This window comes from Micromonospora sp. Llam0 (assembly GCF_003751085.1).
Lineage (GTDB): Bacteria > Actinomycetota > Actinomycetes > Mycobacteriales > Micromonosporaceae > Micromonospora_E.
On record NZ_RJJY01000002.1, the window covers coordinates 589245 to 613563 of the forward strand.

At 71.5% G+C, this 24319-nt stretch carries 15 protein-coding genes; 10 read left to right on the forward strand and 5 right to left on the reverse strand.

Annotation, left to right across the window (positions count from 1 at the left end; translation table 11 throughout):
- Positions 1 to 23: 23 nt before the first annotated feature.
- Positions 24 to 662, reverse strand: coding sequence for a LysE/ArgO family amino acid transporter (locus tag EDC02_RS29825; protein ID WP_123605631.1), 639 nt, complete (start codon positions 660 to 662; stop codon positions 24 to 26).
- Positions 663 to 666: 4 nt separating this feature from the next.
- On the reverse strand, positions 667 to 2469 hold the full coding sequence (gene metG / locus EDC02_RS29830) for a methionine--tRNA ligase (protein ID WP_123605632.1): 1803 nt from the start codon (positions 2467 to 2469) through the stop codon (positions 667 to 669).
- A gap of 137 nt (positions 2470 to 2606) precedes the next feature.
- Here metG and EDC02_RS41980 point away from each other — a divergent pair, with 137 nt between their 5' ends.
- Both EDC02_RS41980 and EDC02_RS29835 read left to right on the forward strand, forming a co-directional pair.
- Positions 2607 to 3440 carry a hypothetical protein gene (locus EDC02_RS41980; RefSeq protein ID WP_233606510.1) on the forward strand — a complete coding sequence of 278 codons (834 nt, stop codon included), beginning with the start codon at positions 2607 to 2609 and terminating at the stop codon, positions 3438 to 3440.
- Positions 3437 to 5176 carry a dolichyl-phosphate-mannose--protein mannosyltransferase gene (locus EDC02_RS29835; protein WP_370461615.1) on the forward strand — a complete coding sequence of 580 codons (1740 nt, stop codon included), beginning with the start codon at positions 3437 to 3439 and terminating at the stop codon, positions 5174 to 5176. The genes EDC02_RS41980 and EDC02_RS29835 overlap by 4 nt, the downstream gene beginning before the upstream one ends.
- A 330-nt stretch (positions 5177 to 5506) precedes the next feature.
- On the opposite strand, the gene EDC02_RS29840 is transcribed toward EDC02_RS29835, so the two are convergent.
- The 3 genes from EDC02_RS29840 to EDC02_RS29850 are packed head-to-tail and all read right to left on the reverse strand — an operon-like array spanning position 5507 to position 9807.
- Positions 5507 to 7414: a PAS domain-containing protein gene (locus EDC02_RS29840; RefSeq protein ID WP_123605634.1), complete on the reverse strand. Its 1908-nt coding sequence runs from the start codon at positions 7412 to 7414 to the stop codon at positions 5507 to 5509.
- A 57-nt stretch (positions 7415 to 7471) separates the two neighbouring features.
- Complete coding sequence (locus EDC02_RS29845) at positions 7472 to 9052, reverse strand: cell wall metabolism sensor histidine kinase WalK (protein WP_123605635.1); 1581 nt, start codon at positions 9050 to 9052, stop codon at positions 7472 to 7474.
- Positions 9052 to 9807 (reverse strand): response regulator transcription factor, encoded by a 756-nt coding sequence (locus EDC02_RS29850; RefSeq protein ID WP_123605636.1) that lies wholly within the window; start codon positions 9805 to 9807, stop codon positions 9052 to 9054. Before EDC02_RS29850 ends, EDC02_RS29845 begins: the two co-directional genes overlap by 1 nt.
- A 201-nt stretch (positions 9808 to 10008) precedes the next feature.
- Between EDC02_RS29850 and EDC02_RS29855 the strand changes: the two genes are divergently transcribed.
- From EDC02_RS29855 to EDC02_RS29890, 8 genes are all read left to right on the forward strand, one after another.
- Positions 10009 to 10926: a polyphosphate polymerase domain-containing protein gene (locus EDC02_RS29855; protein WP_123605637.1), complete on the forward strand. Its 918-nt coding sequence runs from the start codon at positions 10009 to 10011 to the stop codon at positions 10924 to 10926.
- Position 10927: 1 nt separating this feature from the next.
- Positions 10928 to 11605: a DUF4956 domain-containing protein gene (locus EDC02_RS29860; RefSeq protein WP_123605638.1), complete on the forward strand. Its 678-nt coding sequence runs from the start codon at positions 10928 to 10930 to the stop codon at positions 11603 to 11605.
- Entirely contained in the window at positions 11605 to 13203 is a 1599-nt protein-coding gene (locus tag EDC02_RS29865) for a CotH kinase family protein (protein WP_123605639.1), read from the forward strand. The genes EDC02_RS29860 and EDC02_RS29865 overlap by 1 nt, the downstream gene beginning before the upstream one ends.
- A gap of 76 nt (positions 13204 to 13279) precedes the next feature.
- The gene (locus EDC02_RS29870) at positions 13280 to 13678 is read left to right on the forward strand and encodes a PPOX class F420-dependent oxidoreductase (protein WP_123605640.1); all 399 of its coding nucleotides are present in this window, start codon (positions 13280 to 13282) and stop codon (positions 13676 to 13678) included.
- A gap of 153 nt (positions 13679 to 13831) precedes the next feature.
- On the forward strand, positions 13832 to 16810 hold the full coding sequence (locus EDC02_RS29875; protein ID WP_123607223.1) for a glycine--tRNA ligase: 2979 nt from the start codon (positions 13832 to 13834) through the stop codon (positions 16808 to 16810).
- A gap of 147 nt (positions 16811 to 16957) precedes the next feature.
- Complete coding sequence (locus EDC02_RS29880) at positions 16958 to 17554, forward strand: CDP-alcohol phosphatidyltransferase family protein (RefSeq protein WP_123605641.1); 597 nt, start codon at positions 16958 to 16960, stop codon at positions 17552 to 17554.
- Positions 17551 to 18213, forward strand: coding sequence for a hypothetical protein (locus EDC02_RS29885; protein ID WP_123605642.1), 663 nt, complete (start codon positions 17551 to 17553; stop codon positions 18211 to 18213). Before EDC02_RS29880 ends, EDC02_RS29885 begins: the two co-directional genes overlap by 4 nt.
- A gap of 247 nt (positions 18214 to 18460) precedes the next feature.
- A complete protein-coding gene (locus tag EDC02_RS29890) occupies positions 18461 to 24271 on the forward strand; it encodes a ThuA domain-containing protein (protein ID WP_370461584.1) in 5811 nt (1936 codons plus the stop codon).
- Positions 24272 to 24319: the final 48 nt, after the last annotated feature.

Below are 24319 nucleotides of genomic sequence, written 5' to 3' on the forward strand. Positions count from 1 at the left end.
GTGAACCAGCGGAAGCGCCGCGCTCATCCTGAGCCCAGGTGGGTCAGCTCGACGAGAAAGTAGCCGGCGAAGACCAGCATGATCACGCCGGACAGCCGGTCGAACCAGGCGATCGCCCGCGGCGTCAGGTAGCGACGCGCCTGGGCGGCACCGACCGCCAGGATCAGAAACCAGGTCCAGGACGCGGAGAGCGTGCCGGCGGCGAACGTCATGCGCGAGTCCGCCGGCTGGGCGATCACCGCTGCGCCGATCACCCCGACCATGTCGAGGATGGCGTGCGGGTTGAGCAACGACACGCTGACCGTACGCCCGACGACCTGGCGCACCGACCCGGCCGCCGCCCCCGGCCCCGGCCCGCCCGGCGGGCCGACGGTGAGGTGCCCGCCAGCGGTACGGATGGAGCGCACGCCCAGGTAGGTAAGGAAGACCGTGCCGAAGACGAGCAGCGCCGGCCGCACGCCCGGCACGGTGGCGATCAGGCCGGACACGCCGGCGACCCCGGCGACGATCAGCAGCGTGTCGCAGCAGCCGGCGGCCAGCACCGCCCACAGCGCACGCGGCAGGCCGACCGCCAGCCCGTGGTTGACCACGAAGACGTTCTGCGGCCCGATCGGCATGATCAGGCCGAGGCCGAGCAGCAGTCCGGCCAGGTAGTCGGTCACCCGGTCAGCCGGTGAGCCGGGCCAGCTCCTCGTCGACGATCGACTCGTCGAGCTTGCGGAACACCGGCTTCGGCGCGGCCAGCGGCCGGCCGGCCTCCACCGGGGTGGACTCCCACCGGGCACCGTCGCGGTAGTCGCCGGTGAGGATCGGGTACGCCGGCCCGGCGTCGAGGTCGTCGACCTCCACGATCCGGGGCATCGGCGCGTGTACGCCGGTGCCGCCGAGCAGCTCGTGGATCTTCTGCGCCGAATGCGGCAGGAACGGGGTGAGCAGGGTGTTCGCGTCCGCGACGACCTGCAGGGCGACGTGCAGGACGGTGCCCATCCGGGGTTTGTCCGCCTCGCCCTTGAGCTTCCACGGGGCCTGGTCGGACAGGTAGCGGTTGGCCTCGGCGACCACCCGCATCGCCTCCCCGATCGCCTGCTTCTGCCGGTGCCGTTCGATCAGCGCGCCGACCGTACCGAACGCGGCCCGGCTGGTCGCCAGCAGCGCCTCGTCGGCGGCGGTCAGCCCGGCCGGGTCGACCGGCGGGATGGCGCCGAAGTTCTTCGCGGCCATCGAGATCGACCGGTTGACCAGGTTGCCCCAGTCGTTGACCAGCTCGTCGTTGTTGCGGCGCCGGAACTCGGCCCAGGTGAAGTCGGTGTCCTGGCTCTCCGGGCCGGCCACGGCGATGAAGTAGCGCAGCGCGTCGGCGTCGTAGCGGGCCAGGAAGTCCCGCACGTAGATGACCACCTGGCGGGAGGAGGAGAACTTACGCCCCTCCATGGTCAGGAACTCGCTGGAGACCACCTCGGTGGGCAGGTTGAGCCGGCCGAGCTGACCGGGCTCACCACCGTGGTCGCCGTCGCCGGAGTAGCCGAGCAGCAGCGACGGCCAGATCACCGAGTGGAAGACGATGTTGTCCTTGCCCATGAAGTAGTAGGCGCGAGCCTCCTTGCCCTGGGCGTCCGCTGTCCACCAGCGGCGCCAGGCGTCCGGGTCGCCGGACCGCCGGGCCCACTCGATCGAGGCCGACAGGTAGCCGATCACCGCGTCGAACCAGACGTAGATCCGCTTGTCGCCGCGCTCGCGCCAGCCGTCCAGCGGGATCGGCACGCCCCACTCCAGGTCCCGGGTGATCGCCCGGGGCTGCAGGTCGTCGAGCAGGTTGCGGGAGAACCGCAGCACGTTGGGCCGCCAGCCGTCGCGGGTGTCCAACCACGTGCCGAGCGCCTGGGCGAACGCCGGCAGGTCCAGGAAGAAGTGCTCGGTCTCGACGAAGTTCGGCGTCTCCCCGTTGATCTTGGAACGCGGGTCGATCAGCTGGACCGGGTCGAGCTGGTTGCCGCAGTTGTCACACTGGTCGCCCCGGGCGGCGTCGTAGCCGCAGATCGGGCAGGTGCCCTCGATGTAGCGGTCCGGCAGGGTGCGACCGGTGGACGGGGAGATCGCACCGAGGGTGGTCTTCGCAACGATGTAGCCGTTGCGGTGCAGCGTCTCGAACAGCTCCTGGACCACCTGATAGTGGTTGCCGGTGGTGGTCCGGGTGAACAGGTCGTAGGACAGGCCGAGCCCGTGCAGGTCCTCGACGATCACCCGGTTGTACCGGTCAGCCAGCTCGCGCGGCTTGAGTCCTTCGCTGTCGGCCTGCACCTGGATCGGCGTGCCGTGCTCGTCGGTGCCGGAGATCATGAGCACGTCGTGGCCGGCCATCCGCATGTACCGGCTGAACACGTCGGAGGGCACCCCGAAACCGGAGACGTGGCCGATGTGGCGGGGCCCGTTGGCGTAGGGCCAGGCGACCGCCGCGAGAACGTGACTCATGCGACCAGCCTAGTTAGTGTCACCGGGCGTACGCGAACGGGTTGCCGAGCCGCCCGACGGGGCGCGACACGCCTGGGGGGTTCGCCCCCGCTCCGCGTACCGGGGTGTCAAATGGCGGGGTGACCGGGGAACCCAGCATGCCGGAGTCCGACGGGCCGCCGACCGCCCGACCCACCCGGGAGCCGGCGAGCGCTCCCGGGCAGCGTCGGCGGCGGCCGAGCCCCTGGGCGACGGCCGGGCCGGAGGGCACCTGGTGGCACGGTGGCGAATCAACTGCCGGCGAACCGGCCACGCCCGTGACCCCGGATGCCGGCGAGCCGGCCGACAGCGCCGCACCAGCCGACAGCGCCGACCCGGATGACGGCGGACCGGCCGGCAACGGCAGACGGGTGGCAGTGCCGGTGGCGGAGCGGCCGCCGAGCCGCCCGGTCCGCCGCCCGGTCGCCCGTCGGCGGCGGACGAGGGTCCGGCGTACCCGCCGGCCGGCGACCGGCATCGCCTGGATCGTGGTCGTCGCGGCGGCGGCGGCGTTCCTCGGCTGGGTCAGCGCCGAACCGCTGTGGCTGGCCGTCGGCCGGGGCGTCACCGGCACCGCGACGGTCACCGACTGCACCGGCGACGGGTACGGCCGACGGTGCCTCGGCGAGTTCGTAGCGCAGACCGGCTTCACCGTCGACCGGGTACGGCTGTTCGGCGTACCGCCGGTTGACCAGGCCGCCGGCGCCGAGCTGACCGCCCGGATGCTGCACCGCGAGCGGGACACCGCGTACGTCGTGGCCGACCTGGTCGTGCTGCACCTGCGATGGTCGGTCGGCTGGGGGCTGACCGTGCTGCTCGGCGTACTGCTGATCTGGGGCAGCGGTGCCCGCCGGCTGGCCACCGCGGCCGCCCGTCGGGCTGCCACGGTCGCCGCGTTGCTGGCACCGGTCCTGCTGGCCGCCGGGTTCCTGGCCGCCACCTGGACCGGCTGACATCGACGACCCGAGATATATTCTTCGGCGGGGAGGTCCCGCCACGTCGGGCGGCGGCCTACGATCACGGGGTGATCTCGGCGGCAGCTTCGGACGCGGCAAGCGGTGAACCAGCGGTGACGGCGACAGCGGACCGGCCGGTCCGTCCACCGGACGCCGGCCCGGCGGGGACCCACCCGGCCGGCACCGGCCCGACCGGGCCGTCGGGACCGACCGGCGTGGGCGGGCTGCCGTCCGTGGTCCGTCGCCGGCTGGCGCCGCTGGACAACTGGCTGGAGCCGTGGTCCTGGCTGGCCACCGCCGTGGTGGTGACGATCGCCGGCGTACTGCGGCTGGTCAACCTGAGTCACCCGCCGGGCCTGATCTTCGACGAGCTCTACTACGCCAACGAGGCCAACGAACTGCGCCAGTACGGCTTCGAGTGGGACGAGACCAACAACACCCCGGCGTACGTGGTGCATCCGCCGCTCGGCAAGTGGATCATCTCGCTGGGCGTCCGCCTGTTCGACTTCACCGAGTTCGGCTGGCGGATCTCGGCGGCGGTCGCCGGCATCCTGATGGTGCTGATCATCACCCGGACGGCCCGGCGGTTGTTCCGCTCCACCGCCCTCGGCTGCGCGGCCGGACTGCTGCTCGCCCTGGACGGCTTCCACCTGGTGCTGTCCCGGACCGCCCTGCTCGACATCTTCCTCGCGTTCTTCGTGCTCGCCGCCTTCGCCGCGCTGGTCGTCGACCGGGACTGGAGTAGGCGACGATGGCTGCGGGCGGTCGACGACGGGCTCGATCCGACTCTTCCGGGCCGCGCCGGCCGACCGCCGTTCGCCGTACCGTGGTGGCGGCTGATCGCGGCACTGCTGCTCGGCTGCGGTCTCGCCGTCAAGTGGAGCGCGCTGTGGTTCATCCCGGTGTTCGGCCTGCTGGTGATCTGGTGGGAGGCCGGTGCCCGTCGGTCCGCCGGGGTCCGCCGGCCGTGGCTGGACGCGGTGCTCGGCGAGATCGGCTGGCTGGTCCTCGGCGGGGTGCTGATCCTCGGCACCTACCTCGCCAGCTGGTCGGGCTGGCTACTGACCGACGGCGGCTACCTGCGGCACTACCGGGCGGACAACGGCATGTCCGAGGCACCGGTCATCGGTGCCCTGCAGAACCTCTGGCACTACCACACCCAGGCGTACGGCTTCCACAGCACGTTGGAGACGGAGCACCGCTACCAGTCGTGGCCGTGGCAGTGGCTGCTGCTGGGCCGCCCGGTCGCCTTCCACTGGACCGACCAGACCGCCTGCGGAGCACCCAGCTGCGCCGAGGAGGTGCTGCTGCTGGGCACTCCGCTGCTGTGGTGGTCGTTCCTGCCGGCCCTGGCGGCGCTGGTCTGGCTCGGTATCGCCCGGCGGGACTGGCGGGCCGGGGCGATCCTCGCCGGGGTGGCCGCCGGGCTGCTGCCGTGGTTCTACTACGCCACCGAGGGCCGGACGATGTTCTCCTTCTACACCGCGCCGGCGCTGCCGTTCCTGGTCCTCGCGGTGACCTATGTGCTGGGTGCGATCGTCACACCGTCCGGCGCGACGGCGGTCGCCGATCCGGCCGGCAACGACCGGCGGTTGGTCGGCGCGGTGGTCGCCGGTACCTACGTCCTGCTGGTCGCCGTCTGCTTCGCGTACTTCTACCCGATCTTCGTCGGTGAGCCGCTGCCGTACGAGGACTGGTCGGCGCGGATGTGGCTCGGCGGACGCTGGATCTGACCATCACGGCCGGCCCGCTCCCGGCCCGCTGCCCGTCCGGTGGTCGACGGCCGCCGGACGGCTGCCGTCAGCCGATCGTGGACTCACCTGACCCATATCTCCACTGTGATCAGCAGCGTCGGCTGAGACAGCAGGTGGGCGAGGGTGCCGGAGAGCGTTGGAAGACAAAAGAAGCGCGCCCCGATCGCCTGCCACGGGGGAAGCGGGCGATAGGGGCGCGCATGAAAAGCTTAACCAGGTCGACCCCTGCCGCACAACGGGCCAGGCAAGGCTAGTTTGCGGTTCAGCACGGAACGGAACAACCACCAAAAGCGACATCCGCTGTCATAGTCAGCGAAAGCGGCGGCGGAGGCTGCGCCGGTTCTGCCCCGGCGCGCTGCGGTCGATCCGGCGAAGCGCCAGCTCCGAGTCACGGCGACGCTGATCGGCCAGATCGCTGAAGGTCAGCACCAGGCCGCGTACCCCCGGCACCCGCCGCAGGTCCCGGCACCGCACCTCGAGCAGCACATGGCTGCCGTCCGGCCGGCGCAGCACCCACTGGTCACCCACCGCCGAACCGTCGTCGCGGTCGCCGGCCGCGCCGAGGGTCCGGGACACCTGCGCCTGATCGGCGGGGTGCACCAGGTCCCGCCAGTCGGCGAGGACCGCCGGCTCGACCCCGAACAACCGGCTGCACGGCGGACTCGCGTACCGGATCCGGTCGTCCGCTCCGACGATCACCACCGCGTCGCCGGCGGTGCCCGCGACCAGGTTGAGGTACCGGTCCCGGTCCCGCCGGGCGGCGTCCTCGGTCGCGGCGATCCGGTGCAGGGCCAGCGCCGACTGAGCGACGACCACCTCGATCGCGTCCCGGCTGGCGGCCAGCGCCCCGTCCGCCGCCCCGACCAGCAGCGCGGTGCCGGTCCCGGCGGACGGGGCCGGCGCGGCCCGGCCGCCCTGGTGGCCGTCCGGGCCGGCCAGGGCGGCCACCAGGGCGGCCGGTGCCGGGGCGAGCCGGTCGGCCAGGTCGGGATGCAGCAGCCGGGTCGGCATGATCCGGGTACGCCGCCGCGCCGCGTCCACCGGCAACGGATCGTCGACGACGACCTGCGGCTGCCAGTCGGCCACCGAATCGGGGTCGGGCGGCTCGCCGTCGGCCCCCGCCACCGGGCGGCGCACGGCGAACAGGATCTGGTGACCGGTCCCAGCCGGCAGCAGTTCGCCGACCGACCGGCGGACCGTCTCGGCCACCTGCGCGGTCGTGGTGGCCGACAGCAGCCGCATCCCGGCCCTGCGCAGCGACCGTTCCCGGTGCACGGCGGCCCGGTGCCCGGTCACCGAATCGACCACCCGGGTCACCGCGAGCAACGTGGTGAGACCGGCCGCCGCGGCGGTGACCAGCCCGTCGGGCAGCTCGGCCGGCTCTCCGGCGAACGCCTGGATCACCAGCAGGAACGGCACGGTCAGGCAGGTGATCGTCAACAGACCGACCCGCATCGCGGCGATGTCGTCCGGGCCCGGGGCGGACGGCGTGGCCAGCCGGGCCATGTTCGGATGCAGGGCGGCGACCCCCCAGCTGACGTAGAAGACATACCAGCCGAGCTCGGCCGGGTGCCCCGGCTGCCAGCCGGCGTTGAGTTCGGCCGCCGCGTACCAGATGTCGGCGGCCAGCATGCCGGCCGCGCCGACGGCCAGCCCGATCACCGTCGGATCCCGCCAGGCGGCGGCCGCCAGGCGCAGCATCACCACGACGACCAGCACCCCACCGAGGCCGTGCACGGCCAGCAACGCCTTCTCCACCGCCGGCAGATCCACATCGGTCACCGCCGGGCCGACCACCAGGGTCCAGGTGACCAGGCCGGTCACCACGACCAGCACCAGGGTGTCCAGCAGAGCGGACCGGTCCCGCAACGCCACCGTGGTCCGGGTCAGGCCGAGCACCCCGGCCGCGAGCAGGCCGAAGGTCGCCAGGTAGGCGACGTCGGCGATCAGTGACAGGACGTCGCCGGCGGCACCCGCCGTACGCCGCGACAGCTCGTAGTGAACGTCGCCGACCGCCAACGCCCCGGCGCCGCCGGCCAGCAGCAGCCAGGGAAGGCGGCGGGGCGGCCGGTGCCGGTGAATCCCCCAACCGACCGCGGCCACGCTGACCACGCCGATCGCCCCCCACCAGACGGCGGCGGCTGCCGGGGCCCCGAAGACCGCCGCGCCGAGGACAGCCTGCACCGCGAGGTAACCGGTCAGGACGCGCCGTGGCACCGGGACTCCTTCAACCATTGGCCGGCCGCCCGGACCGTGGACCGCGCCGACCCCCGGCTAAAGCATGAGGGCTGGTGCGGGCCGGCACAACATCGGCCCGGGCAGCAGTACGCGGAACACGGCACCACCGCCCGGCCGGTCGGACAGCTCGATCCGGCCGGCGTGACCGTCGACGATCGCCGCGACGATCGCCAGGCCGAGCCCGGAGCCGCCGCCCCGCGCCCGGGTACGGCTGGGATCCACCCGGTACAGCCGCTCGAAGATTCGCCCGGCGTGTGCCGCCGGCACGCCGGGACCGGTGTCGGCCACCTCGATCACCGCCAGCGGCGCGTCCGCCGGCAGGTCCCGCCCGACCGCGGCGAGCGGCCGGTCCGACAGGGCACCGCCAGCGCCGGCCGGCAGGTACCCCACCCGTACGGTGATCTCGGCCGTCGGCGGGGTGTGCTGCAGCGCGTTCGCCACCAGGTTCGCGGCCACCTGGCGCAGCGCCGACTCGTCCCCGGGCACCGAGACCGGCTGCAGATCGGGTACGGCGGAGCCGACCGGGCCGGCCGGTGCCATCCGGACCCGGCGGTCGGGGGCCCGCGCGGACGCGTCACGGATCGTGTCGGCGGCGACCGCGAGCAGATCCACCGGTCGGCGTACCGGCTGCCGACGCTGATCGAGCCGGGCCAGCAGCAGCAGGTCCTCCACCAGCAGCCCCATCCGGGCCGCCTCCGCCTCGATCCGGCGCATCGCCTCGTCGAGTTCCGGGCCGGGCGTCGCCCCGCCCCGTCGGTACAGTTCGGCGAATCCCCGGATCGAGGTGAGCGGGGTGCGCAGTTCATGCGACGCGTCCGCGACGAACTGCCGGAGTCGCTGCTCCGAGGCGGTCCGGGCGGCGACCTCGGCCCCGATCCGGTCCAGCATCGAGTTCAGCGCCCCGCCGAGCCGGCCGACCTCGGTGTGCGGGTCGGCGTCGAGGACCCGCCGGGACAGGTTGCCGCCGGTGATCTCGGCGGCGATGCGTTCCATCCGGGTCAGCGGTCGCAGCCCGAGCCGGACCGTCGCGGCGGCGACCAGACCGAGCAGGACCAGGATCAGCAGCACCACCGCGACGTCGATCATGAGCAGCGTGTCGGCGGTCGCGTCGACCTGGCGCAGCGAGACGCCGACCACCGCCAGCCCGCCGTCGGCGCGGGTCACCGCGAGCACCCGCCAGGATCCGTCACCGTCGGCGGCGGGCACCGTGTAGGGACGCTGGACGCCGGCCCGCTCGACCAGCGCCGGATAGTCGTCCAACTCCGGCAGGGCGGCATCCGGGTCGGAGGAGAACTGCTCGGTGAGGGTCCCGTCGGCGTCGTACAGCAGGACCGACTGGGCCGGTTGCAGGGAGGCACCGGGGAACAGCCGGGGTCGGGGACCGTCCGGGTCGAGGGTGGGCGGCGCGGATCCGGCGTACGGTCGGCTCATCAGCCGCAACTGCTCGTCGAGCCGGTCGGTCAGGCTCTGCCGCAGCAGGACCAGACCGGCCGTGTTGGCCAGCAGCAGGGCGACGGCGGTGAGGACGGCGGTGGCCAGCACCAGCCGGGACCGCAGCGTCCAGTGCGACCACCGCCGTACGGTGATCCGGGAGCGGAACCGTTTCGGGAGCCGCATCAGACACCGCCCGATCGGGGCAGTCGCAGCGTGTAGCCGACCCCCCGGACGGTGTGGATCAGAGCCGGCTCATGCTGGTCGACCTTCTTGCGCAGGTAGTAGACGTACGACTCGACGATCCGGCCGTCGCCGTCGAAGTCGTAGCTCCACACCCGGTCCAGGATCTGGCTCTTGCTGACCACCCGGCCGGCGTTGACCAGCAGATACCGCAGCAGGTTGAACTCGGTCGGCGACAGGTCGACGCGCTGGCCGGCCCGGCGTACCTCGTGGGCGTCCTCGTCGAGCTCCAGGTCGGCGTAGCGCAGCACCCGGTCGGTCGGCTCGGGCTCGTCGACGACGCCGCTGCGCCGCAGGATCGCCCGGATCCGCAGCACCACCTCCTCCAGGCTGAACGGCTTGGCGACGTAGTCGTCGGCTCCGACGGTCAGCCCGGCGATCCGGTCCTGCACCGCGTCCCGCGCGGTCAGGAACAGCACGGGTACGTGCCGGCGGCCGCCCCGGCGCATCGTCCGGGCCACTTCGAAGCCGTCCAGATCCGGCATCATCACGTCGAGGACCACCAGATCCGGCTCGAACTCCTCGATCGCCACCAGGGCGGCCCGGCCGCCGTCGACCGCCCGGACGTCGAACCGGATCAGCCGCAACGTGGCGGCGAGCAGGGCGCAGATGTTCGGCTCGTCGTCGACGACCAGGATCCGGGGAGCCCGGTCCGGTCCGGCGTCGGCTGCCTGGCCGATCTCGGCGGATGAGGTCATCAGCCATGCATACCGGCGCAGTCTCGGAGCCGGCTGGGAGCCAGCTGTGGGGTGACCGGGCGACCGCAGACACCCCCGGCCACCCGTCGGCCATCTGCCGTTTACCTGAACATCGCAGCCCGTTCCGAGGTTGTTTTGATCTGCGCGGTGTTTCCTCACCTTCACACCGAATCCGCCCTACCTGAAGGTGAGGACCTGCCCATGCGACCCCAATCGGCACCGCCGACGGCGACCGGCCCAGGACCGGACGACCGGGCCGGTCACGGCGCGGACGACCGGGCCGGTCACGCGCTGCGGGGCGTCACCCGGCTGCACGCGTTCAACCGGTACGAGATCAAGTACCTGGTCGACAACGCGGCGGTGCCGGCGCTGCGTGACCGGCTCGCCCGCCGACTCGACCGGGACAGCCATGCCGGGACCACCGGGTACGGGGTGTGGAGCCTCTACTACGACACCGACGACCTGCGGTTCTACTGGGAGAAGATCGAAGGGCTGCGGTTCCGCCGCAAACTGCGGATCCGGCACTACGGTGACCGGACCGGCATCGACGACGACACCACCGTGCACGTCGAGATCAAGCAGCGGGTCAACCGGGTCACCCAGAAACGGCGGATCGCGCTGCCGTACCGACTGGCCCGTCAACTCTGCGACGGCCGCACCATGATCGACCACGCCGAGCCGCAGCGGGGCTTCGTGCAGGAGGTCCTCAGCCTGGTCAACGGCCTGGACCTACGCCCGGTGGCGATCACCGGCTACCACCGGCAGGCGTTCGTCGGCACCGGCACCGATCTCGGCCTGCGGGTAACCCTGGACACCCGGGTCCGGGGTCGAGACCGTGACCTGCGCCTGGGCGTCGACGCCGAGAACCGGTTCATCGTCCCGCCGTGGCGTTCGATCATGGAGGTGAAGGCGAACGAACGGGTTCCGTACTGGCTGACCGACCTCGCCGCGAAGGCCGACCTGTCGGTCGTGCGGGTCAGCAAGTACTGCCAGTGCGTCGAGGCGTTCGGGCGGGCCCCGCGGTCGGTGTTCCACCTGCCGGCCGACGCGCCACCACCGGAGCCGGACCGGCCGGTCGGCGAACTGCTGGCCGTCGGCGCGAGCGGCGGGCGGGCCTGACATGGACATCACCTTCCAGGACCTGTCCAGCACGTTCAGCCTCGGCGACATCGCCGCGTCGCTGGCGCTGTCCTTCGTGCTCAGCGCGATCATCGGCTGGGTCTACCGGGCCACCCACCGCAACGTGTCCTACAGCCAGTCGTACGTCCAGACACTGATCATCCTCGGCATGCTGATCTCGTTGATCATGCTGGTCGTCGGCTCCAACATCGCCCGCGCCTTCGCCCTGGTCGGCGCGCTGTCCGTGGTCCGGTTCCGCAACGCGATCAAGGAGACCCGCGACGTCGGCTTCATCTTCCTGGTGATGGGCGTCGGCATGGCCTGCGGCACCCGGTTCTACCTGCTCGCGGTGATCGCCACGGTCGCGATCTGCCTGATCATCGGGGTGATGTACCGCTTCAACTGGTTCGCACTCAACGTGCAACGCCAGGTGGTGAAGGTGCAGGTGCCACCGGACCGCGACCACACGCACGCCGTGCAGGACGTGCTGCTGCGGCTGACCACCGAGTTCGAGCTGGTCAGCATCGAGTCGATCCGGGGCGGCGCGCTGACCGAGCTGATGTACACGGTCAGGTTGAAGAAGGGATCCGAGCCGGGTGAGCTGATCGCGGCGTTGAGCCAACTGACCGGCGGTCAACGGGTCACGGTGCTCACCGGATACGACCAGACGGATCTGTGATGAGCGGTACAGCGTCCGCCCCGAACCCGCCGGCCGCGCCGTCGGTCGCCCCGCCGAAGCGCCGGTGGCGGCACCGGATCCCGCTGCGGGTCCGGCACAACTACCGGCTGCTCGCCAGCTGCACCGCCTTCCTGCTGGTGGTGACGGTCGTGCTGGGCAGCACCCGGATCCAGCCGTACGTCACCAGCGCGGCCGACGCCGCGACCGATCTGGTGACGGTCGACATCGCCGGCACCGTCGACCTGTTCGATTCGACGGTGGCTCACGAGATCTCGCTGGTCTTCGCCGACGCCGACTACCAGCGGATGCTCGACGCCTACTTCACTGACGGCGAGAAGGAGTACGTCGAGGCCGACCTGGTGGTCGACTCGACCACGATCCCGAGCGTGGGCATCCGGCTCAAAGGCAACTCCACCCTGTCCGGTCTGACCCGCGACGGTGAGACCGCCCAACGTGGCGGGGCCGCACCCGGCGGCGGCCAGTTCGGCGGTGGGCAGCGACCCGACGGCGGCCAGTTCGGTGGAGGGCAGCGACCCGACGGCGGACAGGGCCAGCAGCAGGGCGCCGGCGGGCCGGGCGGCGGTATGGGCCGGGCCGGGCTGGCCGCCGAGGAGCCGGAAACCCTGCCCTGGCTGATCAGCTTCGACACGTTCGTCGAGGGGCGGCGCTACCAGGGACTGCAGGAGATCGCGGTGCGGGTCGGCGGAATGGGCGGCGGCACCGCCGTGGCCAACGAGGCCCTCGCCCTGTCGCTGCTCGGCACCGCCGGGATGACCACCCAGCGGTACGCGTACAGCGCGTTCACGGTCAACGACCGGCCGACCACCGGCCGCCTCGTGGTGGAACACCCCGACGAGCACTACGCCGCCGGGCTGGGTGACAGTGGCGTGCTCTACAAGTCGTTGGCCGGCGGTTCGTTCACCTACCAGGGCGAGGATCCGGTCGAGTACCAGGACGACTTCAAGCAGATCAACCTCACCGGAAGCCAGGACCTGCAGCCGGCGATCAACCTGATCCGCTGGATGTCCGAGGCGTCCGACGACGAGTTCGACGACGAGCTGGCCGATTACGTCGACGTCGAGTCGTTCGCCCGCTACGTCGCCGCCCAGAACCTGCTGCTCAACTTCGACGACATGGCCGGTCCCGGCCGCAACTACTACCTCTGGTACGACCTGGCCACCCGGAAGTTCACGGTGGTCAGCTGGGACCACAACCTGACGTTCAGTGGCGACGCCACCCTCGGGCCGCAGGACGCGGTGACCATGGGCGGTGGCCGGTTCGGTGGCGGTCCCGGCGCTGCCCAGCAGGGCGGCGGTCCCGGCGCCGCACAACAGGACGGCGGTCCCGGCCGGTCGACGGGCCACCCGCTCAAGGAGCGGTTCCTGGCCAGCCAGGCGTTCGCCGAGGTGTACGCCACCGCGTACCGCGATCTCTACCAGCGGATGTTCGCCAGCGGCGCGGCGACGGCCGCGTTGGACGGCCTGACCGCCGTCCTGACGACCGTCGACGGCCGGGACGACGCGGCGGTCACGACCGAGCTGGAACAGCTGCGGGCCACGGTCGAGCAGCGGACAGAAAGCCTGCGCGATCAGGTGTGAGCGACCTCCGGCGGCCGTAGAGTCGGTGACCGTACGCTACCGATCGACCCGTCGCCAGCCGGAAGGAGCTTCGTCGATGGCCAAGCCACCGTTGCCGCAACACCTGGTCGAGATGCTGGGGCGACCGAACCTGTCGGTGATGGGCACGGTGAACCCGAGCGGCGCGCCGGTCACCGTCGCCACCTGGTACCTGTGGGACGACGGCCGGGTGCTGCTCAACCTGGATGCCGGGCGCAAGCGGTTGGAGCATCTGCGGGCCGACCCAAGGGTGTCACTGACCGTGCTGGACGGCGACTCCTGGTACCGGCACGTCAGCCTGCACGGCAGGGTGACCATCGAGCCGGACCCCGAGCTGACCGGGATCGACCGGCTCGCCCGGCATTACACCGGTGACCGCTACGCGGACCGGGAGCGCCCCCGGGTGTCCGCCTGGCTGACCGTGGAGTCCTACCACGCCTGGGGCTTCGACCGCTGACCTCCGCTCCCAGCGAACCACCCACCGTCGCGCGGGTCACGGCCCGTTCAGGTCGGTCGCGGCCGGGCAAATAGAATGGCCCGGAATCAACCGCCGCCGGCCGGTACCCGACGTACCGGCCGTCACCGACCTTGGGAGCAATTCGTGCTGACGATGCAGGACGCGCTGGCCCGCCTCGCGGCGTACTGGGCCGAGCAGGGTTGCCTGACGGTCCAGCCGATGAACACCGAGGTCGGCGCCGGCACGCTGAACCCGGCCACGTTCCTGCGGGTGCTCGGTCCGGAGCCGTGGCGGGTCGCCTACGTCGAGCCGTCGGTACGCCCGGACGACGCCCGGTACGGCGAGAACCCGAACCGGATCCAGACGCACACCCAGTTCCAGGTGATCCTCAAGCCGGAGCCGGGCGACGCGCAGGAGCTCTACCTCGGCAGCCTGGCCGCGCTCGGTATCGACGTGGCCGCGCACGACGTCCGGTTCGTCGAGGACAACTGGGCCTCACCGGCGCTCGGCGCCTGGGGTCTCGGTTGGGAGGTCTGGCTGGACGGGCTGGAGATCACCCAGTTCACCTACTTCCAGCAGGCCGGTGGGATCAACCTCGAGGTGCCGTCGGTGGAGATCACCTACGGCATCGAGCGGATCATGATGGCGTTGCAGGGGGTCCGCCACTTCAAGGAGATCGCGTACGCGCCGGGCATCTCCTACGGCGAGATCTTCGGCCCAGGTGAGTACGAGATGTCCCGTTACTACCTCGACGACGCCGACGTCGCCACCAACCGGCAACTGCTCGACCTGTACGCCGCCGAGGCACAGCGGATGATCGACGCCGGGCTGCCGGTGCCGGCGCACAGCTTCGTGCTCAAGTGCTCACAGGCGTTCAACGTGCTGGACGCGCGGGGCGCGGTCTCCACCGCGGAGCGGGCCACCGAGTTCGCCCGGATGCGCCGGCTGGCCGGCGAGGTGGCGCAGCTGTGGGTGCGCCGCCGCGACGAGCTGGGTCATCCGCTGGGCGTGGTGCCGCCGGCACCGGCCGGGCAGGCCGACGAGGCGGCCGCGCAGCCCGGTGAGTCGGACCCGGCCCGGCAGCTGGTGTTCGAGATCGGCACCGAGGAGATGCCGCCGTCGGAGGTCCGCTCGGCCCGCCAGCAGGTCGCCAAGCTGGTCGCCGACCGGCTGGCCGCCACCCGGCTGGCGCACGGCGACGTCCGGGTGCTGGCCACCCCGCGCCGGCTGGTCGCGATCGTCGACGCGGTCGCCACCCGCGAGCCCGACCACACCCGCACGGTACGCGGACCGAAGGTCGCCGCCGGGTTCCGGCCGGACGGCACGCCCACCCCGGCTGCGGCGGGCTTCGCCCGCTCCCAGGGGGTCGAGGTGGCCGACCTGGCCCGGGTGGAGATCGGCGGCGTACCGCATCTGGCGGTGCTGCGCGACGAGCCCGGCCGCACCGCGACGGAGGTCCTCACCGAGGTGCTCGCCGGGGTGGTGACCGGCCTGCGCTCGGCGAAGAACATGCGGTGGCGGGATCCGCAGCTGGCGTTCACCCGTCCGGTCCGCTGGCTGCTGGCGCTCTGGGGTGACGTGGTGGTGCCGGTCGAGGTGTCCACCCTGGCCGCCGGCCGGACCACCCGGGTGCACCGGACCGCCGCGACGTCAACCGTGGAGGTGGCCGACGCGGAGAGCTACCTGGCGACGGTCCGCGACGCCGGCATCGTGGTGGACCCGGACGAACGCCGGGCGATCATCACCGCCGCCGCCGGTGAGCTGGCCACCGGCGTCGGCGGTCAGGTCGACCTGACCGCCGAGGCCGGTCTGCTCACCCAGGTGGTGGATCTGATCGAGCAGCCCACGCCGCTGCTCGGCGGGTTCGAGGAACGCTACCTGGAGCTGCCCGAGGCGGTGCTGGCCACGGTGATGCGCAAGCATCAGCGGTACCTGCCGGTGCGTCGCGCGGACGGTGCCCTGTTGCCGCACTTCGTGGCGGTCGCCAACGGCGCGATCGACACCGATCTGGTGCGGGCCGGCAACGAGGCGGTGCTGCGGGCCCGGTACGAGGACGCCGCGTTCTTCTACCGCGCTGACCGGGCCACCCCGCTGGCCGAGCTGCGGTCCCGGCTGAGCCGGTTGACCTTCACCGACAAGCTGGGCTCGATGGCGGACCGGGCCGACCGGATCGCCGGGCTGGCCAGCGACCTGGCCGAGGTGATCGCGCTGTCCGATCCGGACCGGGTGACCTTGGGCCGCGCGGCCGAGCTGGTCAAGTTCGACCTCGGTTCGCAGATGGTCACCGAGATGACCAGTCTCGCCGGGGTGATGGCCCGTGACTACGCCGAGCACGCCGGGGAGCCGGCGGCGGTCGCCCGGGCGGTGTTCGAGGCCGAGCTGCCGCGCAGCACCGGTGACCAGCTGCCGCAGTCGCTGCCGGGGGCGCTGCTGTCGCTGGCCGACCGGCTGGATCTGGTGACCGGGCTGGCCGCCACGGTCGGCATGCCGACCGGCAGCAGTGACCCGTTCGCGATCCGGCGGGCGGTGCTGGGGCTGTTGGCGGTGCACCGCAGCCAGCCTGGGCTGGCCGGGATCTCGCTGGCCGCCGGGCTGGCGGCGGCGGCCCGGCGGCAGCCGGTGCCAGTCGACGATGCGGTGCTGGCCGAGATCGTCGAGTTCCTGACCCGCCGGGTGGAGCAGCTGCTGACCGAGGAGGGTCAGCCGGTGGACCGGGTCCGCGCGGTGCTGGCGCACGCCGACCGGCCGCAGCTGGTCGACCGGCTGCTGACCCAGTTGGACCGGCTGCTGACGGACGAGCAGTTCCGGACGCTCGCCGAGGCGCTGCAGCGGGCCCGGCGAATCGTCCCGGCCGACGTGCCCGCCGAGTACGACCCGGCGTTGCTCACCGAGCCGGCCGAGGTACGGCTGCACGAGGTGGTCAAGCAGGTGCGGGCCGACCTGGATCACAGCGCGGACCTCGACCGGTTCACCGGGATCGCCGGGCAACTGACCGCGCCGGTGAACGCGTTCTTCGACGACGTCTTCGTGATGGCCGAGGATCCGCAGCTACGCCAGGCCCGACTGGGTCTGCTCGCCACGGTCGCGACGCTCGCCGCCGACGTGCTGGACTGGCCGCAGCTGCGGATGTGACCCGGCGGCGTGGTCCGCCGGCCGTGCTACCGTCTGTCAGTCCACACTCGGTGTCGACGAGGAAGGCGGGGGCCGGCCATCACGTCTCCGGGAGCCTGCGACACGCACCCGTCCGCCGGTGCCGCCACGGCCGCGCCGCACGGTTGGGTGAACGGGCCTGCCGGGCCGGTCCGTAACGTACCGAATCTGATCACCACGGTCCGGACCGTGGTCGCCGTCGGCCTGGCCGTGCTGGCCGTCGTCGGCGACAGCGCGCTGCTCACCGGCGTCGCGATCACGTGTTACTGGGTCGGTGACATGGCGGACGGTCTGGCCGCCCGGCTGCTGCGGCAGGAGACCCGGTTCGGTGCCGTCTACGACATCGTCTGCGACCGGGTCTGTTGCCTGGCGGTCGCCGCCGCGTTGATTCCGCTGCTGCCGTCGATGGCCGTGCCGCTGGTCATCTTCGTCGTGCAGTTCGTCGTGGTGGATCTGGTGCTGAGCCTGAGTTTCCTGCGGTGGCCGCTGCTGAGCCCGAACTACTTCCATCTTGTGCACACCCAGGTGTACCGGTTCAACTGGTCGCCGGTGGCGAAGGCGTTGAACACCGGTGGCCTGGTGCTGCTGGTGGTGCTGGCACCGTCGCCGGTGCTCCCGGTGGCGTTCACCTTGGCCATCGCCGTGGTGAAGCTCGCTTCGCTCGTCGTGGTGGCCCGGATCCCGCTCGCTGTCGACCTTCCGGGTCTGCGCGCCGCCTCCTCGTGATCGCGGTTCTGCTGGCCACCGTCGCGGTGGGTGCGTTGTCGGCGGTGTCGCCGGTGACTCCGATCGAGCCGTACCTGATCGCGTTGACCGCCACCACGTCCTATCAACCGGTCGCGTTGGGTGTCGCTGCGGCGCTCGGTCAGACCGCCGCCAAGCTCGCCATGTTCCTGGCGTCGCGGGGGGTGATCCGGTCGCCGTGGCTGCGCCGGTGGCTGGACAAGCGGACCGCTCCGAAGGCGGCGGCCACGACCAGCGTGGCGGCGGCCGACGGCACGACGGCGGCGGATACGACACCGGCCGACGGCATGACGACGGACCCGACGGCGGACGGCACGACGGCGGCGGACGGCAGGTCGCGGGCCGGATGGTTCCGCCGGATCGGTCCGGCGATCGGCGACCGGCTGCCGCCGGGGCTGCGCAGCAGGTTGTCCGGCTGGGCGGGCTGGGTGGCCAGGGAGCACCGCCGGCTGTACGAGCCGGCGTTCGTCGTCCCCACTCTGTTCGCCAGCAGCGTGATCGGGGTGCCTCCGCTGCTGGTCACGACGGTGGTGGCCGGTGGCACCCGGATGCCGGCCAGCGTGTTCACAGTGGTCTGCTTCGTCGGCAGATCGATCCGGTTCGTCACCCTTGCGATGGTTCCGAGCTGGTTCACCGGCTGAGCGTTTATCAAACCGTTACACGCCTAGCCCTTGCCGGAAACAGAGCCGACAGTCCCTAATTTGTCCAACGGCTTAACAAAACCTCGGTGATCGCGTCGTGGCAGCGCGTTTACCGGGCCAGACGGGACGGCCATCGGCGGGTCGGCCCACCAGACAGTGTTCACCAGGACTAGGAGACCACGTGTCCCGAACCCGCCGACGCCACGTTCAACGTGGCCCGCTAACCGCTGCGATACTTTCGCTCTCCATGTTGTCTACTGCCCTGCTCGGCGCCCCCGCCGCGCAGGCCGCCCCGGGCACTCCGGGCAACCCGGGCAGCCCGGTCGATCCGGCCCCCGCCGTGCAGCCTGGCCCAGGCGATTTCGAGGCGGCCGCCGACGAGCCGTACTCGGTGCTGGTCTTCTCCAAGACCGCCGGTTTCCGGCACGGCTCCATCCCGGCGGGCATCGCCGCGATCGAGCAGCTCGGCGCCGACAACGGCTTCACCGTCGACGCCACCGAGGACGGAGCCGACTTCACCGACGCCAACCTGGCCAACTACCGGGCCGTCATCTGGCTGTCCACCACCGGCGACGTCCTCGACGCCGACCAGCAGGCCGCCTTCGAACGCTACGTCCAGGCCGGTGGCGGGTACGTCGGCATCCACGCCGCCTCCGACACCGAGTACAGCTGGCCCTGGTACGGCGAACTGGTCGGCGCCTACTTCTCCGGCCACCCGGCGAACCAGAACGCCACGATCAAGGTCGAGGACCCCGCCCACCCGTCCACCGACGGCCTGCCCGCCGAGTGGACCCGCTACGACGAGTGGTACAACTTCCAGACCAACCCGCGCGGCGACGTGCACGTGCTGGCCAGCCTGGACGAGACCACCTACACCGCCGGTGCCGGCGCGATGGGTGCCGACCACCCGATCGCCTGGTGCAGCGACTACGACGGCGGCCGGGCCTGGTACACCGGCGGCGGCCACACCGACGAGTCGTTCGCTGAGCCGGAGTTCCTCGACCACCTGCTCGGCGGCATCCAGTCCACCGCCGGGGTCGTCGACTCCGACTGCGGCGCCTCGCTGACCGAGAGCTTCGAGAAGATCACGCTGGACAGCAACACCAGCAACCCGATGGAGCTCGACGTCGCCCCCGACGGCCGGGTCTTCTACATCGAACGCGACGGCCGGGTGCAGATCATCAAGCCGGACACCGGCAACACGGTCACCGCTATCGACCTCGACGTGTTCACCGGCAACGAGGACGGCCTGATCGGGATCCGGCTCGACCCGGACTTCGCCGACAACGGCTGGGTGTACCTGTACTACGCCCCCAACGACGGCGTGGCCCGCAACCTGCTGTCCCGGTTCACTGTCGTCGGCGACAGCATCGACCCCGCCACCGAGCAGGCCGTGCTGCAGGTCGACACCCAGCGCAACACCTGCTGCCACGCCGGCGGCACCATGACCTTCGACAGCCAGGGCAACCTCTACCTGGCCACCGGGGACAACACCAACCCGTTCGAGTCCAGCGCCTACAGCCCGCTCGACGAGCGGCCCGGGCGCCAGGACTACGACGCGCAGCGTACCTCCGGCAACACCAACGACCTGCGCGGCAAGGTGATCCGGATCCACCCGGAGGACGACGGGACGTACACCATCCCGGACGGCAACCTGTTCGCGCCGGGCACCGCGCAGACCCGCCCGGAGATCTACGCGATGGGCTTCCGCAACCCGTTCCGGATCGGCATGGACCTGGCCACCGACACGCTCTACGTGGCGGACTACGGCCCGGACGCCAACTCGGACAACCCCGACCGGGGTCCCCGCGGCCTGGTCGAGTGGAACATCGTCGACACCCCCGGCAACTACGGCTGGCCGTACTGCACCGGGACGAACGAGGCGTACAACGACTACCAGTTCCCGTCCGGCCCCAGCGGCGCGAAGTTCGACTGCTCGGCGCCGGTGAACGACTCCCCCAACAACACCGGCCTGACCGAGTTGCCGCCGGCGATCGCCGCCACCGTCGACTACGGCTACAGCGGTGACCCGCGCTACCCCGAAATCGGTGGCGGTGGCGCGCCGATGGGCGGGCCGGTCTACCGCTACGACGCCGAGTTGGCCTCCGACCGCAAGTGGCCGGCGTACTACGACGGCAAGGCGCTGCTGGGCGAGTGGAACCAGTCGAAGATGTACACCATGCAGGTGTCCGCCGACGGCACCGAACTGGTGGACATCAACCAGCTGCTGACCGGGATGAGCTTCATCCGGCCGATGGACTTCGAGTTCGGCCCGGACGGCGCCATGTACCTGATCGAGTGGGGCAGCGGCTTCGGCGGCAACAACGACGACTCGGGGATCTACCGGGTCGACTACATCGCCGGTAGCCGGGCACCGATCGCGCAGGCCAGCGCCACCCCGACCTCCGGGCAGGCACCGCTGACCGTGCAGTTCTCCAGCGCGGGCTCGCGCGACCCGGACGGCGGCACGCTGACCTACGCCTGGGCGTTCGGCGACGGCGGGACCTCCACCGAGGCCAACCCGACCCACACCTACGCCGAGGCCGGCAACTACACCGCGCAGCTGACGGTGACCAACCCCAACGAGCGTACGGCGGTGGCCAACGTACCGGTGACGGTCGGTAACACCGCACCGACGGTGACCATCGACTTCCCGCCGGCCGGTGGCTTCTTCGACTGGGGCGACCAGGTCGAGTACACGATCACCGTGACCGACCCGGAGGACGGCGAGATCGACTGTGACCGGGTGGAGCTGCAGGTGCTGCTCGGCCACGACGAGCACGCCCACCCGTTGGAGCAGCACACCGGCTGCTCCGGCACGGTGCAGACCCAGCTCGCCGCCGGCCACGGCGCCGAGGCGAACGTCTTCGGCGTGTTCGAGGCCACCTACACCGACGACGGCGGGGTCGGCGGTGCCGCGCCGCTGACCGGCCGGGCGATCGAACTGCTGCAGCCCAAGCGCAAGCAGGCCGAGTACTTCAGCTCGACCGGACGGGTGGACGGCGCCACCGGCGGCGGCGACCCGGGCGTACAGATTGAGACCACCAACGACCCGGCCGGTGGCGGCGAGAACATCGGCTTCATCGAGGACGGCGACTGGTGGTCGGTCGACCCGGCCAACCTGACCAACGTCGACTCGATCCGGTTCCGGGTCGCGTCGGCGACGGCCGGCGGCCGCATCGAGGTCCGCGCCGACGCCGTCGACGGTCCGGTGGTCGCCTCCGCTGACATCGCGGGTACCGGCGACTGGCAGACCTGGACCGACGTGACCGCGCCGGTCACCGGCGGTGCCGACGCGGCGATGCTGTACTTCGTCGCCCGGGATCCGGCTGGCGGCGCCGATTCGCTGTTCAACGTCAACTGGATGGACTTCCTCGGCCGAGGCGTCACCGAGAACGCGCCGCCGCAGGTCAGCGTCACCGCGACGCCGACGTCCGGCACCGCGCCGCTCACCGTGGCGTTCGACGGCACGGCCACCGACGCCGAGGACGACACCCCGTTGACGTACGCCTGGGACTTCGGTGACGGCGGTACCGCCGACACCCTGGACGCCAGCCACACGTACACCGCACCGGGCACCTTCGTCGCCACCCTGGTGGTGACCGACGCCCGGGGCGCGACGGCATCGGCGTACGTGTCGGTGCGGGTCGAGGCGCCGAACACGTCCTGCTTCGGGGCGCGGTCGGACGACTTCCTCGGCAACGAACTGGACCGCGACCGGTGGACGGTGGTCCGGGAGAGCCAGGTGTACTCGGTGGCCGACGGCACGCTGCTGCTGCCGACCGGCGTCGGTGACCTGTACGGCGACCGCAACGACGCCACCAACCTGGTCCTGCAGCCCGCGCCGGACGGCGCCTGGCAGGCCACCACCAAGGTCACGTTGCCGGTGACCGCCAACTACCAGCAGGCTGGTCTGCTGGTCTACGGCGACGACGACAACTACGCCAAGTTGGATCTGCTGTACAACGGCAGTCGCCGGGTGGAGTTCATCCGGGAGACCGCCGGCACCCCGCGCAACGAGGGTGCCGACGCCACCGACGCACCCACAGGTGACACCATCTACCTGCGGGTGACCAGCGACGGGACGAACCTGACCGCGGCCATGTCGGCCGACGGGCAGACCTTCACCCCGGTCGGCCGCGAGGCCGCGCTGGACGGCATCGAGAACCCGCAGTTCGGCGTGTTCGCGCTCAACGGTGGGACCGAGGCTCCGGTGGTGGACGCGGCCTTCGACTGGTTCCAGGTGACGCCGGATGAGCCGGCCGGGCCGGTCGAGCCGTCCGACGAGTTCGACGGCGACGCGCTGGACAAGTGCCGGTGGGACGCCATCGTGCGGGAGGACTCGGCCGCCTACCGGGTCGTCGACGGGTCGTTGTTCATCGACGTGCCCAACGGCGACATCTACACCGGTGACAACACCGGGCCGACGAACTTCATCCTGCAGACCGCGCCCGAGGGCGACTGGACGATCGAGACGAAGATCGACGGCAGCCTGCTGAACGAGCAGTACCAGCAGGCCGGTCTGCTCGTCTACGCCGACGACGACAACTACCTCAAGTTGGACTTCGTCACCGACAACTCGCCCGGTTCGGCGGTCAGTCGGCGGATCGAGTTCCGTAGCGAGATCGACGCGGTGATCCAGGACCCGCAGCCGGGGGCCACCGGTTTGACCTCGAGCGTGTGGTACCTGCGGGTGTCCCGTGCCGGTGACGTCTTCACCGCCGCGTACTCGGCGGACGGCACCGACTGGACGACGTTCGACTCGCTGACCAGCGCGGTCGTCGGAGCCACCCCGAAGATCGGCGTGTTCACCCTCAGCGGCAACCAGACGGAGTCGAAGACCGCGTCGTTCGACTACTTCCGGTTGACCACCGAGGTAGTCGAGGAGGACACCACGGCGCCGGTGACCGAGGCCGAGGTCGTCGGGACCGGCGAGCCGGCTGGTCCGGTCGAGGGCTGGTACCCCGGGCCGGTCGCGGTCACCCTGACCGCCACCGACGAAGACGGTGGCAGCGGGGTGGCGGGTACCGAGTACTCGCTCGACGACGAGACCGGGTGGACGGCGTACACCGAACCGGTGGCGGTGAGCGGGGACGGCGGCCACGAGCTGCGGTTCCGGTCCACCGACGCGGCCGGCAACGTGGAGCAGACCCAGTCGGTCACCTTCCAGATCGACGCCACTGCACCGGTCAGCTCGGCGGAGTTCGCCCCGGCGAACGACAACGGCTGGCACGACGGCACCATCCCGGTGGTGCTCTCGTCGGCCGACGACGGTTCCGGGGTCGAGCTGCTGGAATGGTCGCTCGACGGCGGTGACTGGACGCCGTACGACGAGCCGGTCGAGGTGACCGGCGACGGTGACCACGAGCTGCTCTACCGGGCCACCGACCTCGCCGGCAACGTCGAGGCGCTCAAGTCGGCGGTGGTGAAGATCGACGGCAGCAAGCCGACCCTGCTGATCTCCGGGCTGGCCGACGGCCAGTTGTACGGCGACAGCCAGGACGTACGGGTGTCGTGGCAGGCGGTCGACCCGACCTCCGGCATCGACACCGTCGTCGGCACGCTGGACGGGCAGCCGTACGCCAACAACACCCTGCAGGTGATGTACGACCTGCCGCTCGGCCTGCACGAGCTGACCGTGACCGCGACCGACAAGGCGGGTAACGACACCACCTCGACGGTCCGGTTCTTCGTCACCACGTCGTTCCGGGACATGCAGAGCCTGATCGACCGGTTCAAGGCGACCGGGCAGCTGTCCAACAAGGCGCACCGCAAGCTGTCCAACAAGCTGGACGCGGCGCGGCTGTCGGAGGCGCAGGGCAAGGACAAGCGGGCGACGCAGCAGTTGACCGCTTTCAAGGCGCTCGCCGCTGACCCCGAGTTGGTGACCGACACCGACGTACGGGACGTCCTGATCCGGGACGCCGACGCCATGATCGAACGGCTCGGTGGCACGGCCAGCGCGGCCGGGGTGCAGGCGAACGGCGGCAAGCCGGTCACCGGCGCCGGTCGGCTGGCGGAGGACCCCACCCGGATCGACCCCGACCAGCAACTCTGATCCGCGGTGGCCTCGCCCGGTCCTCGGTGCCGGGCGGGGCCACCGTCC